Genomic DNA, 15,535 nt, shown 5'->3' on the forward strand with positions numbered 1-15,535 from the left:
CGCGGGAGGGGGAGGGGGAGGCAGGTGCGGGCGCGTCGTCCAGCGCGAGGGGTGGCGGAGTGCGGTCACCGTCGGCTGCCGCGCTCCGCGTGTCGTCGCCGCCGTCCGCCGCGGTCGCGGCCCAGTACGCGCCGCCGCCACCGGCCAGGAGTACGGCCGCCGCCACCGAGGCCGCGACCAGCGGGGAACGCCGCCGGGTGGTGGTCACGTCGTTGTCGGGTCGCTCGGTGCTCACCGGATCGCTCCTTCGCCTGCATCGCCGTCGTACGCCGGGGCCGGCGTACGGCCCGCCCCTGGAGGCGGACACGGGTGGGACGGGACGAAGGGGCTCACGGTTCCCCCGGGGTGCCGGGGGCGGCGGTCTCAGTCCCCGTACTCGGCCGTCGCGTCGATCAGCCGGGCGGATGCGGGCGGCACGGTCACCCCGTTGATCAGGGCCGGTGCGACGGGGGTAGGGGCGATCTTCGCGGGTACCACCCAGTGCGGGGCCATCCGCGCGCAGTCCCCGCGCAGCTCGGCCAGGCCGGTCTCGGACTCGCGCGTGACGATGTGGTTCGACATAACGGCACCGTAGGCATCACAGAGCTCGGGAAGAAAGCCCTACTATCGGGTAGTTTTTCCGCTTCGGAGCGCGCGGGAGCGGGTAGCGTGAACTGTCACGTCACTCCTTGGGACGCGGACACCCGTTCCCCCCGACCTCCGCAGGAGACGTCTCCCCGTGCGTATCGCAGTCACCGGCTCCATCGCCACCGACCACCTCATGACCTTCCCCGGCCGCTTCGCCGACCAGCTGGTCGCCGACCAGCTGCACACGGTCTCGCTCTCCTTCCTGGTCGACAACCTGGACGTACGCAGGGGAGGGGTGGCCGCCAACATCTGCTTCGGCATGGGCCTGCTCGGCACCCGCCCGATCCTGGTCGGTGCGGCCGGCTCCGACTTCGACGAGTACCGCGCCTGGCTCGACCGGCACGGCGTCGACACCAGCGGGGTGCGGATCTCCGAGGTCCTGCACACCGCCCGCTTCGTCTGCACGACGGACTCCGACCACAACCAGATCGGCTCCTTCTACACCGGCGCCATGAGCGAGGCCCGGCTGATCGAGCTGAAGGCAGTCGCCGACCGGGTGGGCGGCCTCGACCTCGTCTCCATCGGCGCCGACGACCCGGAGGGCATGCTGCGCCACACCGAGGAGTGCCGTACGCGGGGCATCCCGTTCGCCGCGGACTTCTCGCAGCAGATCGCCCGTATGAACGGCGACGAGATCCGCATCCTCCTCGACGGCGCCACCTACCTCTTCTCCAACGAGTACGAGAAGGGGCTCATCGAGTCCAAGACCGGCTGGACCGACGAGGAGATCCTCGGCAAGGTCGGCCACCGGGTCACCACGCTCGGCGCCCAGGGCGTGCGCATCGAGCGGGCCGGCGAGGCGACCATCGAGGTCGGCTGCCCGGAGGAGAACGTCAAGGCCGACCCGACCGGTGTCGGCGACGCCTTCCGGGCCGGTTTTCTCTCCGGTCTCGCCTGGGGCGTCGGCCTGGAGCGCGCCGCGCAGGTCGGCTGCATGCTGGCCACGCTCGTCATCGAGACCGTGGGCACCCAGGAGTACACCCTGCACCGCACCCACTTCATGGACCGCTTCACCAAGGCGTACGGCCACGAGGCCGCCGCCGAGGTCCACACGCACCTCGCCTGACGCGCGCCCTCAGGAGAGCCGGCGGACCACGTAGGCCGCGCCCCGGTCCGCCGGCTCCTCGCCCACGTACTCCTGCTCGCGCATCGCGCACCAGGCCGGGATGTCGAGCCGGGCCGCCTCGTCGTCGGAGAGCACGGTCACCGTCCCGCCCACGGGCACCCCTCCGATCACCTTTGCGAGTTCGATCACCGGGACCGGGCACCGCTTGCCGAGCGCGTCGAGCACCAGGGAGTCGTCGGGCGCGGGGGAAGCGGCAGGCGCCGCCGGCGCGTCCAGCTTCTCGCGCACCCCGGCGACCAGGTCCGGCAGCACCGCCAGGAAGCGGTCGACGTCCTCGTCCGCGGTGCCCGGCGGCAGCGAGACCCGGACATTGCCCTCCGACAGCACCCCCATCGCCCTGAGCACATGGCTCGGCGTCAGCGTGCTGCTCGTGCAGGACGAACCGGATGAAACGGAGAAACCGGCCCGGTCCAGCTCCTGGAGCAGGGTCTCCCCGTCGACATAGAGACAGGAGAAGGTCACCAGATGCGGCAGCCGCCGCACCGGGTCGCCGACCACCTCCACATCGGGCACCAGTTCGGGCACCCGGGTCCGGATCCGGTCCACCAGCGCCCGCAGCCGCACCGACTCCGCGGCGGCCTCCGCCCGCACCGCCCGCAGGGACGCCGCCGCCGCGACGATCGCCGGCAGGTTCTCGAACCCCGGCGCCCGCCCCGACTCCCGCTCGTCGGAAGGGCCTTGGGGTGCGAACCGGACACCCTTGCGCACCGCGAGCAGCCCGACCCCGGCCGGCCCGCCCCACTTGTGCGCGCTGCCCGCCAGCAGCGACCACCCCTCCGGCACCGGGCCCCAGGCCAGCGACTGGGCCGCGTCCACCAGGAGCGGCACCCCCGCCGCCCCGCAGAGTCCGGCCACCTCGGCCACCGGCTGCTCGGTGCCGACCTCGTGGCTGGCGGACTGCAGACAGGCCAGCGCGGTGTCCTCGCGCAGCGCCTGTCCGAAGGTCCCCGCGTCCACCGCGCCGGTCCGTTCCACCGGCACCCGGGTGACCGTGCCGTCCCGGTCCTCGTGGTCCGCCGCCGCGTGCAGCACCGACGAGTGTTCGACCGCCGACACCACCAGATGGCGGCCGACACGCCGACGCCCGGCGAGCGCGCCGGAAATTCCGGAGTGCACCGCCCGGGTGCCCGACGGGGTGAAGGTGAGCTCGTCGGGACGGCACCCGACGGCCTCGGCCGCGGCCTCCCGCGCGGCGTCCAGCAGCAGCCGGGCGCGCCGCCCCTCGCGGTAGAGCCGGGCCGGATCGGCCCAGCCCTCGTCCAGCGCGGCAAGCAGCGCCTGGCGGGCGACGGGATGCAGGGGGGCGGCGGACGCCGCGTCGAAGTAGGGCACCGGGCCACGCTAGCCCGCAGGGTGCCGGTGCCCCGGACCGACCGGGTCCGACGACCGGGAGAGGGGGCGTCAGATGGCGGCCGGAGGCGCGAATTCCACCCCTTCGGGGAGTCGGGCGGCGCGTTGGGCACCCTCCCCGCGCGACCCCAAATAGCGTCCAGTAGGGTTTGGTCCGCATAAACATCCAAACCCCTGCCCGCACAGGGCCGGCGACCGACCAGCGAGACGGCCGCGGACCGTGCGGGCGAGACTCTCGGGAAGGCGCTACGTGAGTCCCAACGGCTCCGACCGCTCGTCGCGGCGCCCGATGCGGCGGAAGCTGCCGCAGGTGCTGACTGCGGGCCTGATCCTGGCGACCGCCACCGGTTGCACGTACAAGGACTTCCCCCGCCTTGGTATGCCTACGCCGGTAACGGAAGAGGCCCCACGGATCCTTTCCCTCTGGCAGGGCTCGTGGGCGGCAGCGCTCGCCACGGGCGTGCTGGTCTGGGGCCTGATCCTGTGGAGCGTCATCTTCCACCGGCGCAGCCGCACCAAGGTGGAGGTACCTCCGCAGACCCGGTACAACATGCCCATCGAGGCGCTGTACACCGTGGTCCCCCTGATCATCGTCTCGGTGTTGTTCTACTTCACCGCACGGGACGAGACGAAGCTCCTCACGCTCTCCGAGAAGCCGGCCCACACCATCAACGTGGTCGGCTATCAGTGGAGCTGGGCCTTCAACTACATCGAGAACGTGGACGGCTCCGCCACCACGGGCAACGAGGTCCCCAAGGAGCTCGACGCCATCCCGAACCGGTTCCGTGACGCCTTCCCCAAGGGTGCCGACGGCGTCTACGACGCCGGCATCCCGGGAGACCGGAACCCGCAGACGGGCAACCCCGGCCCGACCCTGTGGCTGCCCAAGGGGGAGAAGGTCCGTTTCATCCTGACTTCGCGTGACGTCATCCACTCCTTCTGGGTGGTGCCGTTCCTCATGAAGCAGGACGTCATTCCGGGCCACACCAACGCCTTCGAGGTGACTCCCAACCAGGAGGGCACCTTCCTGGGCAAGTGCGCCGAGCTCTGCGGCGTCGACCACTCCCGGATGCTCTTCAACGTCAAGGTCGTCTCCCCGGAGCGCTACCAGGCGCACCTCAAGGAGCTGGCGAAGAAGGGCCAGACGGGCTACGTGCCGGCCGGCATCGAGCAGACTGACCCGGCCAGGAATGCGGAGACGAACAAACTGTGAGCATCCTCAACGAACCTCAGGGTGCCGCGGCAGCAGACGACTCGTACGAGGACGAGCTGCCGGTCCGGCGCAAGCAGCCGGGAAACGTCGTCATCAAGTGGCTGACCACCACTGACCACAAGACGATCGGCACGATGTACCTGGTCACATCGTTCGCGTTCTTCTGCATCGGCGGTCTGATGGCGCTCTTCATGCGCGCCGAGCTGGCCCGGCCGGGCACGCAGATCATGTCGAACGAGCAGTTCAACCAGGCGTTCACGATGCACGGCACGATCATGCTGCTGATGTTCGCGACGCCGCTGTTCGCCGGATTCGCGAACTGGATCATGCCGCTGCAGATCGGCGCGCCCGATGTGGCGTTCCCGCGGCTGAACATGTTCGCGTACTGGCTGTACCTCTTCGGCTCGATCATCGCGGTGGCCGGCTTCCTCACCCCGCAGGGTGCCGCCGACTTCGGGTGGTTCGCCTACTCCCCGCTCTCGGACGCGGTCCGTTCGCCGGGTGTCGGCGCCGACATGTGGATCATGGGTCTGGCCTTCTCCGGCTTCGGCACGATCCTCGGTTCGGTCAACTTCATCACCACGATCATCTGCATGCGCGCGCCCGGCATGACGATGTTCCGCATGCCGATCTTCGTCTGGAACGTCCTGCTGACCGGTGTGCTGGTCCTGCTGGCCTTCCCGGTCCTGGCGGCCGCGCTGTTCGCCCTGGAGGCGGACCGCAAGTTCGGTGCCCATGTATTCGACGCGGCCAACGGCGGCGCGTTGCTCTGGCAACACCTCTTCTGGTTCTTCGGGCATCCAGAGGTGTACATCATCGCCTTGCCATTCTTCGGGATCATTTCCGAAGTGATCCCGGTGTTCAGCCGCAAGCCGATGTTCGGATACATCGGCCTGGTGGCCGCGACGATTTCCATCGCCGGCCTCTCGGTGACCGTGTGGGCCCACCACATGTACGTCACCGGCGGTGTACTCCTGCCGTTCTTCTCCTTCATGACGTTCCTCATCGCGGTGCCCACCGGGGTGAAGTTCTTCAACTGGATCGGCACGATGTGGAAGGGCTCCTTGTCCTTCGAGACACCGATGCTCTGGGCGATCGGCTTCCTGATCACCTTCACCTTCGGTGGTCTGACCGGCGTCATCCTGGCCTCGCCGCCGATGGACTTCCACGTCTCGGACTCGTACTTCGTGGTCGCGCACTTCCACTACGTCGTCTTCGGCACCGTGGTGTTCGCGATGTTCTCCGGATTCCACTTCTGGTGGCCGAAGTTCACCGGCAAGATGCTGGACGAGCGGCTCGGCAAGATCACCTTCTGGACGCTGTTCGTGGGCTTCCACGGCACGTTCCTGGTGCAGCACTGGCTGGGCGCGGAGGGCATGCCGCGGCGTTACGCGGACTACCTCGCCGCGGACGGCTTCACCGCGCTGAACACGATCTCGACGATCTCCTCGTTCCTGCTCGGCCTGTCGATCCTGCCGTTCTTCTACAACGTGTGGAAGACCGCCAAGTACGGCAAGAAGATCGAGGTCGACGACCCGTGGGGCTACGGCCGTTCGCTGGAGTGGGCGACCTCCTGCCCGCCGCCGCGGCACAACTTCCTCACGCTGCCCCGTATCCGCTCCGAATCCCCGGCGTTCGACCTGCACCACCCGGAGATCACGGCGCTGGAGCAGCTGGACCACGTCTCCGAGGGTGACAAGGCCCTCGCCGGTGGCAAGGAGGCGGGCAAGTGAAGATCCAGGGCAAGATGTTCCTCGGCCTGGCGGTGTTCATCCTCGTCATGGCCATCACGTACGGCGTGTGGTCGAAGGAGCCCGTCGGCACCACCGCACTGGTCCTCGCGTTCGGCCTGAGCGTGATGATCGGCTTCTACCTGGCCTTCACGGCCCGGCGGGTCGACGCGATGGCGCAGGACAACAAGGAAGCCGACGTGGCGGACGAGGCCGGCGAGGTGGGGTTCTTCTCCCCGCACAGCTGGCAGCCGCTCTCGCTGGCGATCGGCGGTGCCTTCGGCTTCATGGGCGTCGTCTTCGGCTGGTGGCTGCTGTTCTTCTCGGCGCCGCTCCTCCTGGTCGGTCTCTTCGGCTGGGTGTTCGAGTACTACCGGGGTGAGAACCGCACCCAGTGAGACCGGTCCGCCGGTAGCACATCGCTCCACCTGACGGGGGGCCGACACTTCCACCGCGAAGTGACGGCCCCCCGTTTGCAGTCGTCCGACGCGCTGAAACGGACGAACGTTCTTAGCGTGAGGTCATGAACCACACGCTGCGCATCCGTCCCGTAGTGAGCTGCACTCTGCTGGCCGCGACCCTGGTCGCCGGGGCGGCAGCCTGCGGGGACTCCGATGGTCACCCCCTCTCCGGCCAGCCGTTCGACGCGGCCGACGAGATCTCCTTCAACACGCCCGACGGCGGCAAGAAGGTCGACCCCGACAAGCCCCTGGAGATCCGGGTCGACGCCGACGACGGCCGGATCACCGACGTGGCGGCCGTGGACGCCGCAGGACGCCATCTGGCGGGCGAACTCGACGCCGACGGCCACCGCTGGCACTCCACCGCCCCGCTGGCCGCAGGGACCCGTTACACCGTCAAGGTCCGTATGGAGGACGACGACGGGGCCCCGGGCACCCGCACGGTGTCCTTCGACACCGCCAAGGCCACCAAGTTCCTCCAGGTGACCTTCGGCCCGCAGGCGGGCACCTACGGCGTCGGGCAGCCCCTCACGGCCACGCTCAGCGCCCCCGTCACCGACAACGCCTCGCGCGCCAACGTCGAGCGCGGCCTGCGGGTCCGCTCCACGCCCGCGGTCACCGGCTCCTGGTACTGGGTCGACGACAAGACCCTGCACTACCGGCCCAAGGAGTACTGGCCGGCCAAGGCCTCCATCGAGGTCAGCAGCAACCTGACCGGCATCAAGGTGACCAACGCGCTCTACGGGGCGGCCGCCAAGCCCCTGAAGATCACCACCGGCGACCGCATCGAGGCCATCACCGACGCCTCCGAGCACTCCATGACGGTGCTGCGCAACGGCGACGTGATCAAGACCATCCCGGTGACCACCGGCAAACCCGGCTTCGACACGCGCAACGGCGTCAAGGTCGTGCTGGGCAAGGAGCAGTACGTACGTATGCGCGGGGAATCCATCGGGATCGCCGCCGGATCCTCGGACTCGTACGACCTCGATGTCTACTGGGCCACCCGGGTGACATGGAGCGGCGAGTACGTGCACGCGGCCCCCTGGTCCACCGGATCGCAGGGGTACGCGAACGTCAGCCACGGCTGCACCGGCATGAGCACCAGCGAGGCCGAGTGGTTCTTCAACACCGTGCGCGAGGGCGACATCGTCAGCGTCGTCGGCAGCGACGGCGAGACGATGACGCCCTTCGACAACGGCTACGGGGACTGGAACCTGTCCTGGGCCAAGTGGCAGAAGGGCAGCGCGCTGCACAACGACACCACCGCACCGAAGACCGACACGGTCCGGGCGGCGCGGCTGCGCCCCCAGGTCTGACGGCCGGGGGTGCGCCGCCCCGCCGGGACGTCACCCGGAAGGGGCTCAGGCCCCCACGGACAGCCGGGAACGCAGCAGGGCGGCCAGGGAGTCGGCGAACTCCACCGGCTCCACCGGCAGCGTCACCGCGGCGTCCGCACGGCTCCAGGTGGCCAGCCAGGCGTCCTGCGGGCGCCCGATGAGGACCAGCACCGGCGGGCAGCGGAAGATCTCGTCCTTGATCTGCCGGCAGACGCCCATACCGCCCGCCGGGGCCGTCTCGCCGTCCAGCACGCAGACGTCGATCCCCCCGCGGTCCAGGGCGTCCAGGACGGCCGGCAGGGTGGCGCACTCCAGGAACTCCACCGGCGGCACGTCCGCCGCGGGCCTGCGCCCTGCTGCCAGCCTCACCTGCTCACGGGTGTGCGCGTTGTCGCTGTAGACCAGGACCGTGGCGGTCGGCTGCATGGTTCCTCCGTGACATCCGTGTCTTCGGGGCACTCGGGGCCCCCGGGGAACGAGAGCCGTCCGATGCGCGGATCGTACTCCGCCCGACAGCGTGTCAGCACCGGTTCGTACCGTGCGTCCATGGGCCGTTCGGGCAGGACACACCCCCCTGACACACCGAACGGCACCCCCCGGAGTGAGGGCGGGATAAGCGACCGACATAATGTCGGTCGTGGCGACAGCAACGACAGTAGAAACCGGGCACGCGCACCCGTCGGTCAATCGGCCGAACCTCACCAGCGTCGGAACCATCATCTGGTTGAGCTCCGAGCTGATGTTCTTCGCGGCCCTCTTCGCGATGTACTTCACCCTGCGATCGGTGACCGGACCAGAACACTGGAAGGAAATGGCGTCCGCCCTGAACTTCCCGTTCTCGGCGACGAACACCACGATCCTGGTGCTCTCCTCACTCACCTGCCAGCTCGGCGTCTTCGCCGCGGAGCGGGGCGATGTGAAGAAGCTCCGTGCCTGGTTCGTGATCACTTTCGTGATGGGTTCGATCTTCATCGGCGGCCAGGTCTTCGAGTACACCGAGCTGGTGAAGAAGGACGGCCTCTCGCTGTCCTCCGACCCGTACGGCTCGGTGTTCTACCTGACCACCGGCTTCCACGGTCTGCATGTGACTGGCGGTCTCATCGCCTTCCTGCTCGTCCTGGGCAGGACATACGCGGCCAAGAGGTTCACCCATGAACAGGCGACCGCTGCCATCGTCGTGTCCTATTACTGGCACTTCGTCGATGTCGTGTGGATCGGCCTCTTCGCCACGATCTACATGATCAAGTAACCGGGCACGAGCCCGAACCACATCCAGCATCGACGCAGAAGATCCTGACACCGGGGTAATCCGTGAAAAAGCTCTCCGCACGACGACGCCATCCGTTGGCGGCGGTCGTCGTACTACTCCTCGCGCTGGCGGCCACCGGGGGGCTGTACGCCGCGTTTGCGCCCGCGAGTAAGGCACAGGCCGACGACACCGCCCAGTCCCTCGCCATCGACGAGGGCAAGAAGCTGTACTCCGTCGGTTGCGCCAGCTGCCACGGGACCGGCGGTCAGGGCACCACCGACGGGCCCCAGCTTGTCGGCGTGGGCTCCGCCGCCGTGGACTTCCAGGTCGGTACGGGCCGCATGCCCGCGCAGCAGCCGGGCGCCCAGGTACCGAAGAAGAAGGTCATCTACAGCCAGGCCGAGATCGACCAGCTCGCGGCCTACGTCGCGTCGCTCGGCGCCGGTCCGGTCGTCCCGACCAAGAGCCAGGTCAGCCCGGAGGGTGCGGACATCGCCAAGGGTGGCGACCTGTTCCGTACCAACTGCGCCCAGTGCCACAACTTCACCGGCAAGGGTGGCGCGCTGACGCACGGCAAGTACGCGCCCGACCTGGACGGCGTGGACCCGAAGCACATCTACGAGGCCATGCAGACCGGCCCGCAGAGCATGCCGTCCTTCCCGGACTCGACGATGCCCGAGAAGCAGAAGCGCGACATCATCGCCTACATCAAGACCGTGAACGGCTCCGAAGCCGAGTCCCCCGGCGGCCTCAGCCTCGGTGGCCTGGGCCCCGTCAGCGAGGGCCTGTTCGGCTGGATCTTCGGTCTGGGCGGTCTGATCGCAGTTGCCATTTGGGTCGCGGCCCACACCGCTAAGGCCAAGAAGTCATGAGTAGCCAAGAGATTCCAGAAGAGAACCTGCCGGAAGAGCAGGGCGCCGCGCACGACGCGGTGGACAAGGCGCACGCCGACCCGTTCGCCGACCCGGGGCTGCCGGCCCACAGGCCGCGCATCCAGGACCTGGACGAACGGGCCGCGAAGCGCTCCGAGCGCACCGTCGCGACCATGTTCCTGTTGTCCATGCTGGCGACGGTGGGCTTCATCGCCTCCTACGTCATCTTCCCGGTCGACAAGATCGTCTTCATCTTCCCGTTCGGTCATGTCAGCGCGCTGAACTTCTCCCTGGGTCTGACCCTGGGCCTGGCGCTCTTCCTGATCGGCGCGGGTGCCGTCCACTGGGCGCGCACCCTGATGTCCGACGTCGAGGTCGCCGACGAGCGGCACCCGATCGAGGCGACGCCCGAGGTCAAGGCCAAGGTTCTGGCCGACTTCGCGGACGGCGCCCGGGAGTCCGCGCTCGGCCGTCGCAAGCTGATCCGCAACACCATGTTCGGCGCGCTGGCCCTGGTGCCGCTCTCCGGTGTGATGCTGCTGCGCGACTTGGGTCCGCTGCCGGAGAAGAAGCTCCGCAAGACCCTGTGGGCCAAGGGCAAGCAGCTCGTCAACATGAACACCATGGAGCCGCTGCGCCCCGAGGACGTCGTTGTCGGTTCGCTGACCTTCGCCATGCCCGAGGGCCTGGAGGAGCACGACGAGGACTTCCAGACGCAGATCGCCAAGGCCGCGCTGATGATCATCCGCATCGAGCCGGACGACATCAAGGACAAGCGCGAGCGCGAGTGGGCCCACGAGGGCATCGTGGCCTTCTCGAAGATCTGCACGCACGTCGGCTGCCCGATCAGCCTGTACGAGCAGCAGACGCACCACGTGCTCTGCCCGTGCCACCAGTCCACCTTCGACCTCTCCGACGGCGCCCGCGTCATCTTCGGTCCGGCCGGTCACTCCCTCCCGCAGCTGCGGATCGGCGTGAACAGCGAGGGCAACCTCGAGGCGCTCGGTGACTTCGAAGAGCCCGTCGGTCCTGCATTCTGGGAGCGCGGATGAGTACTGCGACGAACACACCCGGCGCCTCCGCACCGGACAACCGCAAGGCGCCCGCCGGTGAGCGGGTGGCCGACTGGGCGGACGGCCGGCTGGGGATCTACTCCCTCGCCAAGTCCAACATGCGCAAGATCTTCCCGGACCACTGGTCCTTCATGCTGGGTGAGATCTGCCTCTACAGCTTCATCATCATCATCCTCACGGGTGTGTACCTGACGCTGTTCTTCCACCCGAGCATGAACGAGGTCGTCTACCACGGCCCGTACGAGCCCATGCAGGGCATCCGGATGTCCGAGGCGTACGCCTCGACGCTGGACATCAGCTTCGACGTCCGCGGTGGTCTGCTCGTCCGGCAGATCCACCACTGGGCCGCGGTCATCTTCCTGGCCGGCATGTTCGTGCACATGTTCCGGGTGTTCTTCACCGGTGCGTACCGCAAGCCGCGCGAGATCAACTGGCTGTTCGGCTTCCTGCTGTTCGTCCTCGGCATGTTCACCGGCTTCACCGGTTACTCGCTCCCGGACGACCTGCTCTCCGGTACGGGTGTCCGCTTCACCCAGGGCGCGATCCTGTCGACGCCGATCGTGGGTACGTACATCTCGATGTTCCTGTTCGGCGGGGAGTTCCCCGGCGGCGACATCATCGCGAGGTTCTACTCGATCCACATCCTGCTGCTGCCGGGCATCATGCTCGGGCTCGTGGTCGGCCACCTGATCCTGGTCTTCTACCACAAGCACACCCAGTTCGCGGGTCCCGGCAAGACCAACAAGAACGTCGTCGGCATGCCGCTGCTGCCGGTGTACATGGCGAAGGCCGGCGGGTTCTTCTTCCTGGTCTTCGGCTTCATCGCCATCATCGCGGCGATCGCCTCGATCAACCCGATCTGGGCGCTCGGTCCGTACCGTCCCGACCAGGTGTCCACGGGCGCCCAGCCGGACTGGTACATGGGCTTCGCCGAGGGCTTCGTCCGTGTGATGCCGGGCTGGGAGATCAACCTGTGGGGCCACACGCTGGTCCTGGGCGTCTTCATCCCGCTGGTCCTGTTCGGTCTGATCCTCGGCGCCCTGGCGCTCTGGCCGTTCATCGAGTCCTGGATCACCGGTGACAAGCGCGAGCACCACATCCTGGACAAGCCGCGCAACGCGCCGACCCGGACGGCGCTCGGTGTCGCCTGGGTGACGATCTACTTCGTCATGCTGATCGGTGGCGGCAACGACATCTGGGCGACGCACTTCAGCCTCTCGCTCAACTCGATCAGCTGGTTCGTCCGTATCGCCTTCTTCGTGGGCCCGGTCGTGGCGTTCGTCGTCACCCGGCGCATCTGCCTCGGCCTCCAGCGCCGCGACAAGGAGAAGGTGCTGCACGGCCGCGAGTCCGGTCTCATCAAGCGCCTGCCGCACGGTGAGTTCGTCGAGGTCCACGAGCCGCTCTCGCCGGAGATGCTGCACACGCTCACCGCGCACGAGCAGTACAAGCCGCTCGAGATCGGCCCGACGGTCGACGAGAACGGTGTGGAGCGCAAGGTCTCCGGGATCACCAAGGTCCGGGCCCGGCTCAGCAAGAGCCTGTACGGCGAGAACAGCCAGATCGCCAAGCCCACCGCCGAGGAGTACAAGGAGATCACCAGCGGCCACGGCCACCACTGATCACCCGTTCTGATCGCCACGGCGAGAGCCCCGTCCATTCGCTGGACGGGGCTCTTTGCCGTCCTGGGGGCTCGATAGGGTGGACCCGATCCTTTTCGGCTGTGGACCCCAGGAGCGGACCATGAACGTTGTGACCCCGGACGGCGGCGACAGCGTGGCGGCCTTCTCCTGGCCCGGCGTACTGACCCCCCTGCTGCGCGGCGAGGACCTGAGCGCCGACGCCACCGCCTGGGCCATGGACCGCATCATGAGCGGCGAGGCGACCGACGTGCAGATCGCCGGTTTCGCGGTGGCCCTGCGCGCCAAGGGCGAGACGGTCACGGAGGTCACCGGGCTGGTCCGCGCGATGTACGAGCACGCCTCGACCATCGAGGTGCCCGGCCGGACCGTCGACATCGTCGGCACCGGCGGCGACATGGCCAAGACCGTCAACATCTCGACCATGTCCGCGATCGTCGTGGCCGGGACCGGTGCCAAGGTCGTCAAGCACGGCAGCCGCGCCTCCTCGTCGGCCAGCGGCTCGTCCGACGTCCTCGGGAAGCTCGGCGTCAACCTGGAGCTCTCCCCGCAGCGCGTGGTGCAGGTCGCCGAGGAGGCGGGCATCACCTTCTGCTTCGCGGTGAAGTTCCACCCCGCCCTGCGCCACGCGGCCAAGGCGCGCGCGGAGCTGGGCGCGCCGACCACGTTCAACATCCTCGGCCCGCTCACCAACCCGGCCAAGGTGCGCTCCCAGGCGATCGGGGTGGCCGACCTGCGGATGGCCCCCATCGTCGCCGGCGTGCTGGCCGAGCGCGGCAACTCCGCGCTGGTCTTCCGCGGCGACGACGGCCTGGACGAGCTGACCACCACGGCGACCTCGCGGGTGTGGGTGGCCCGGGACGGCGTCGTGCGCGAGGAGGCCTTCGACCCGCGCGACGTGGGCATCGACCTGGTCCCGGTGGAGGCGCTGCGCGGCGCCGACGCCTCGTACAACGCCGATGTGGCCCGCCGGCTGCTGGCCGGCGAGACCGGGCCGGTACGGGACGCGGTGCTGCTCAACTCGGCGGCGGCGCTGGTCGCGCTGGACCCGGGCGAGGGAACGCTCACCGAGCAGATCCGCGCGGGCATGGCGAAGGCCGCCGAGTCCATCGACTCGGGGGCGGCCGGGCGGGCGCTGGAGAGATGGGTCGTCGCCAGCAACGCGTGAGCGCACGGATGTGAGACGGGGCGCAGTCCAGATCATGGACTGCGCCCTTGCGCGTTCCCGTACGTATGGCAAGATGCTGGGCAGGTCATGAGTGACAGCGACTACGGCCCCGGCCCGCTGTCCGGCAACCCTCCGTCCGTGGCGGGGTGCCCCGGGTGAAGACCAGGCCGCAGGCAGCGAGGTCTGCGGCAAGCGCGGACCCCTTGACGTCGTGCGACGTCCGCCCATGGGGTCCTTGGTCCTCAGGGAGCCTCTTGTGAGCAAGCGAATGCGCTAGGGCCTCAGGCCCTGTTCCGCACACCCCTCTTCTCTTCACTCCGTGCTGCCGCCGTCTGTGCGGTGCGCGGAATTCGCCTGCCTCTCACGGGAGTTCGCCATGTCTGTCTTCACCGCTGCCGCCGACCAGTCGCTTTGTGCCCCTCTGCCGGTTCTGGGGGATGATGTCCTCGTCCCGCTGGTCACCGGCGGGGAGGTCGGCTATGCCGCGCTGGACTACGCGGCGAGCGCCCCGGCGCTGAAGCGGGTGTGGGACGACGTGGCCGCCTACGCCCCGTACTACGGCAGCGTCCACCGGGGTGCCGGCTACCTCTCGCAGCTCTCCACGGACCTGTTCGAGTCCAGCCGCGCCACGGTGGCGGAGTTCCTGGGGTGCCGCCCCGAGGATCAGGTGGTCTTCACCCGGTCGACCACCGACTCGCTGAACCTGCTGGCCGCCGCGCTGCCCGCCGACTGCCAGGTCTTCGTCTTCGAGACCGAGCACCACGCCTCGCTGCTGCCCTGGCGCGACGCCCGGGTGACCTACCTGAACGCCCCGCGCACCCCCGCCCAGGCCGTCGCCACCCTGGAGCGGGCCCTCGCGGACCGGGAGCCCTACGGTCCCGCCCTGGTCTGCGTCACCGGCGCCTCCAACGTGACCGGCGAACTGTGGCCGGTCCGCGAGCTGGCCGCCGCCGCGCACGCCCACGGCGCCCGGATCGTCCTGGACGCCGCCCAGCTCGCCCCGCACCACCCCGTCGACATCGCCGAGCTGGACGTGGACTGGGTCGCCTTCTCCGGGCACAAGCTGTACGCGCCCTTCGGCTCGGGCGTGCTGGCCGGCCGGGCCGACTGGCTGCGCGACGCCGAGCCGTACCTGGCCGGCGGCGGCGCCTCCCGCAAGGTCGCCCGGCGCACGGACGGCGGCGTGGACGTCGAGTGGCACACCACCGCCGCCCGCCACGAGGCCGGTTCGCCCAACGTCATCGGTGTCTACTCCATCGCCTCGGCCTGCAAGGCGCTCACCGAGGCCGGTTTCGACCGGCTGGTCGCCCGCGAGCAGCACCTCGTCGGCGAGGTGCTGGCCGGGCTCGCCGAGGTCCCCGAGGTGAAGGTGCTGTCGCTGTTCGGCGACGACGCGCCGAGGGTCGGCGTCATCTCCTTCGTGGTGGAGGGCTGGAACAGCTCCCACTTCGCCGCCGCGCTCTCCGCCGAGTACGGCATCGGGGTGCGCGACGGTCTCTTCTGCGCCCACCCGCTCGTGCGCACCCTGCTCGGCAGCGACCCGGGCGAGGCCGGCGAGTGCGGTGCGCCGGAGGCGGAGCCGGGCGAGCGGTCCCTGAACGCGATCCGCGTCAGCTTCGGCGCCGGGACGCCGGACGAGCACGTCGAGCGCTTCCTGCGGGCGGTCCGCGAGCTGGTGAACGACGG

At 69.1% G+C, this 15,535-nt stretch carries 14 protein-coding genes, 1 pseudogene and 1 riboswitch; of the genes and pseudogenes, 11 read left to right on the forward strand and 4 right to left on the reverse strand.

Going from position 1 to position 15,535, the window contains the following annotated elements:
- Nucleotides 1-367: pseudogene (locus EAO73_RS37340) on the reverse strand (hypothetical protein); the annotation flags it as partial.
- Nucleotides 364-561, reverse strand: coding sequence for a hypothetical protein (locus tag EAO73_RS19710; protein ID WP_147972838.1), 198 nt, complete (start codon nucleotides 559-561; stop codon nucleotides 364-366). The gene EAO73_RS19710 and the pseudogene EAO73_RS37340, both read right to left, overlap by 4 nt.
- Before the next feature lie 157 nt (nucleotides 562-718).
- Between EAO73_RS19710 and EAO73_RS19715 the strand changes: the two genes are divergently transcribed.
- Nucleotides 719-1,693, forward strand: a complete 975-nt coding sequence (locus EAO73_RS19715; RefSeq protein WP_147972839.1) for a carbohydrate kinase family protein — start codon at nucleotides 719-721, stop codon at nucleotides 1,691-1,693.
- A 9-nt stretch (nucleotides 1,694-1,702) separates the two neighbouring features.
- Here EAO73_RS19715 and EAO73_RS19720 read toward each other — a convergent pair whose 3' ends face one another.
- Complete coding sequence (locus EAO73_RS19720; protein ID WP_147972840.1) at nucleotides 1,703-3,085, reverse strand: cysteine desulfurase/sulfurtransferase TusA family protein; 1,383 nt, start codon at nucleotides 3,083-3,085, stop codon at nucleotides 1,703-1,705.
- Between the two features lie 268 nt (nucleotides 3,086-3,353).
- Here EAO73_RS19720 and coxB point away from each other — a divergent pair, with 268 nt between their 5' ends.
- The 4 genes from coxB to EAO73_RS19740 all read left to right on the forward strand — a co-directional run bounded on the left by coxB (nucleotide 3,354) and on the right by EAO73_RS19740 (nucleotide 7,826).
- Entirely contained in the window at nucleotides 3,354-4,316 is a 963-nt protein-coding gene (gene coxB, locus EAO73_RS19725; RefSeq protein ID WP_147972841.1) for a cytochrome c oxidase subunit II, read from the forward strand.
- Nucleotides 4,313-6,049 carry a cytochrome c oxidase subunit I gene (gene ctaD / locus EAO73_RS19730; protein WP_018518618.1) on the forward strand — a complete coding sequence of 579 codons (1,737 nt, stop codon included), beginning with the start codon at nucleotides 4,313-4,315 and terminating at the stop codon, nucleotides 6,047-6,049. Before coxB ends, ctaD begins: the two co-directional genes overlap by 4 nt.
- A complete protein-coding gene (locus EAO73_RS19735) occupies nucleotides 6,046-6,444 on the forward strand; it encodes a cytochrome c oxidase subunit 4 (RefSeq protein ID WP_147972842.1) in 399 nt (132 codons plus the stop codon). Before ctaD ends, EAO73_RS19735 begins: the two co-directional genes overlap by 4 nt.
- A 125-nt stretch (nucleotides 6,445-6,569) precedes the next feature.
- Nucleotides 6,570-7,826: a L,D-transpeptidase gene (locus tag EAO73_RS19740; protein WP_147972843.1), complete on the forward strand. Its 1,257-nt coding sequence runs from the start codon at nucleotides 6,570-6,572 to the stop codon at nucleotides 7,824-7,826.
- Nucleotides 7,827-7,871: 45 nt separating this feature from the next.
- On the opposite strand, the gene EAO73_RS19745 is transcribed toward EAO73_RS19740, so the two are convergent.
- The gene (locus tag EAO73_RS19745) at nucleotides 7,872-8,273 is read right to left on the reverse strand and encodes a hypothetical protein (RefSeq protein ID WP_147972844.1); all 402 of its coding nucleotides are present in this window, start codon (nucleotides 8,271-8,273) and stop codon (nucleotides 7,872-7,874) included.
- A 202-nt stretch (nucleotides 8,274-8,475) separates the two neighbouring features.
- Here EAO73_RS19745 and EAO73_RS19750 point away from each other — a divergent pair, with 202 nt between their 5' ends.
- The 6 genes from EAO73_RS19750 to EAO73_RS19775 form a co-directional block, all read left to right on the forward strand.
- Nucleotides 8,476-9,096 (forward strand): heme-copper oxidase subunit III, encoded by a 621-nt coding sequence (locus EAO73_RS19750; RefSeq protein WP_026171689.1) that lies wholly within the window; start codon nucleotides 8,476-8,478, stop codon nucleotides 9,094-9,096.
- Nucleotides 9,097-9,158: 62 nt separating this feature from the next.
- The gene (locus EAO73_RS19755) at nucleotides 9,159-9,968 is read left to right on the forward strand and encodes a c-type cytochrome (RefSeq protein ID WP_147972845.1); all 810 of its coding nucleotides are present in this window, start codon (nucleotides 9,159-9,161) and stop codon (nucleotides 9,966-9,968) included.
- On the forward strand, nucleotides 9,965-11,020 hold the full coding sequence (locus tag EAO73_RS19760) for a Rieske 2Fe-2S domain-containing protein (protein WP_147972846.1): 1,056 nt from the start codon (nucleotides 9,965-9,967) through the stop codon (nucleotides 11,018-11,020). Before EAO73_RS19755 ends, EAO73_RS19760 begins: the two co-directional genes overlap by 4 nt.
- Entirely contained in the window at nucleotides 11,017-12,663 is a 1,647-nt protein-coding gene (locus EAO73_RS19765) for a cytochrome b (protein WP_147972847.1), read from the forward strand. Before EAO73_RS19760 ends, EAO73_RS19765 begins: the two co-directional genes overlap by 4 nt.
- Before the next feature lie 121 nt (nucleotides 12,664-12,784).
- Nucleotides 12,785-13,849: an anthranilate phosphoribosyltransferase gene (trpD, locus tag EAO73_RS19770; protein WP_147972848.1), complete on the forward strand. Its 1,065-nt coding sequence runs from the start codon at nucleotides 12,785-12,787 to the stop codon at nucleotides 13,847-13,849.
- An 83-nt stretch (nucleotides 13,850-13,932) separates the two neighbouring features.
- Nucleotides 13,933-14,050, forward strand: a riboswitch (SAM riboswitch).
- A 175-nt stretch (nucleotides 14,051-14,225) separates the two neighbouring features.
- The coding region (locus EAO73_RS19775; protein WP_147973547.1) for an aminotransferase class V-fold PLP-dependent enzyme at nucleotides 14,226-15,535 on the forward strand (1,310 nt) is incomplete at its 3' end.

The organism is Streptomyces sp. col6, assembly GCF_008042035.1.
In the GTDB taxonomy this organism is placed as follows: domain Bacteria; phylum Actinomycetota; class Actinomycetes; order Streptomycetales; family Streptomycetaceae; genus Streptomyces.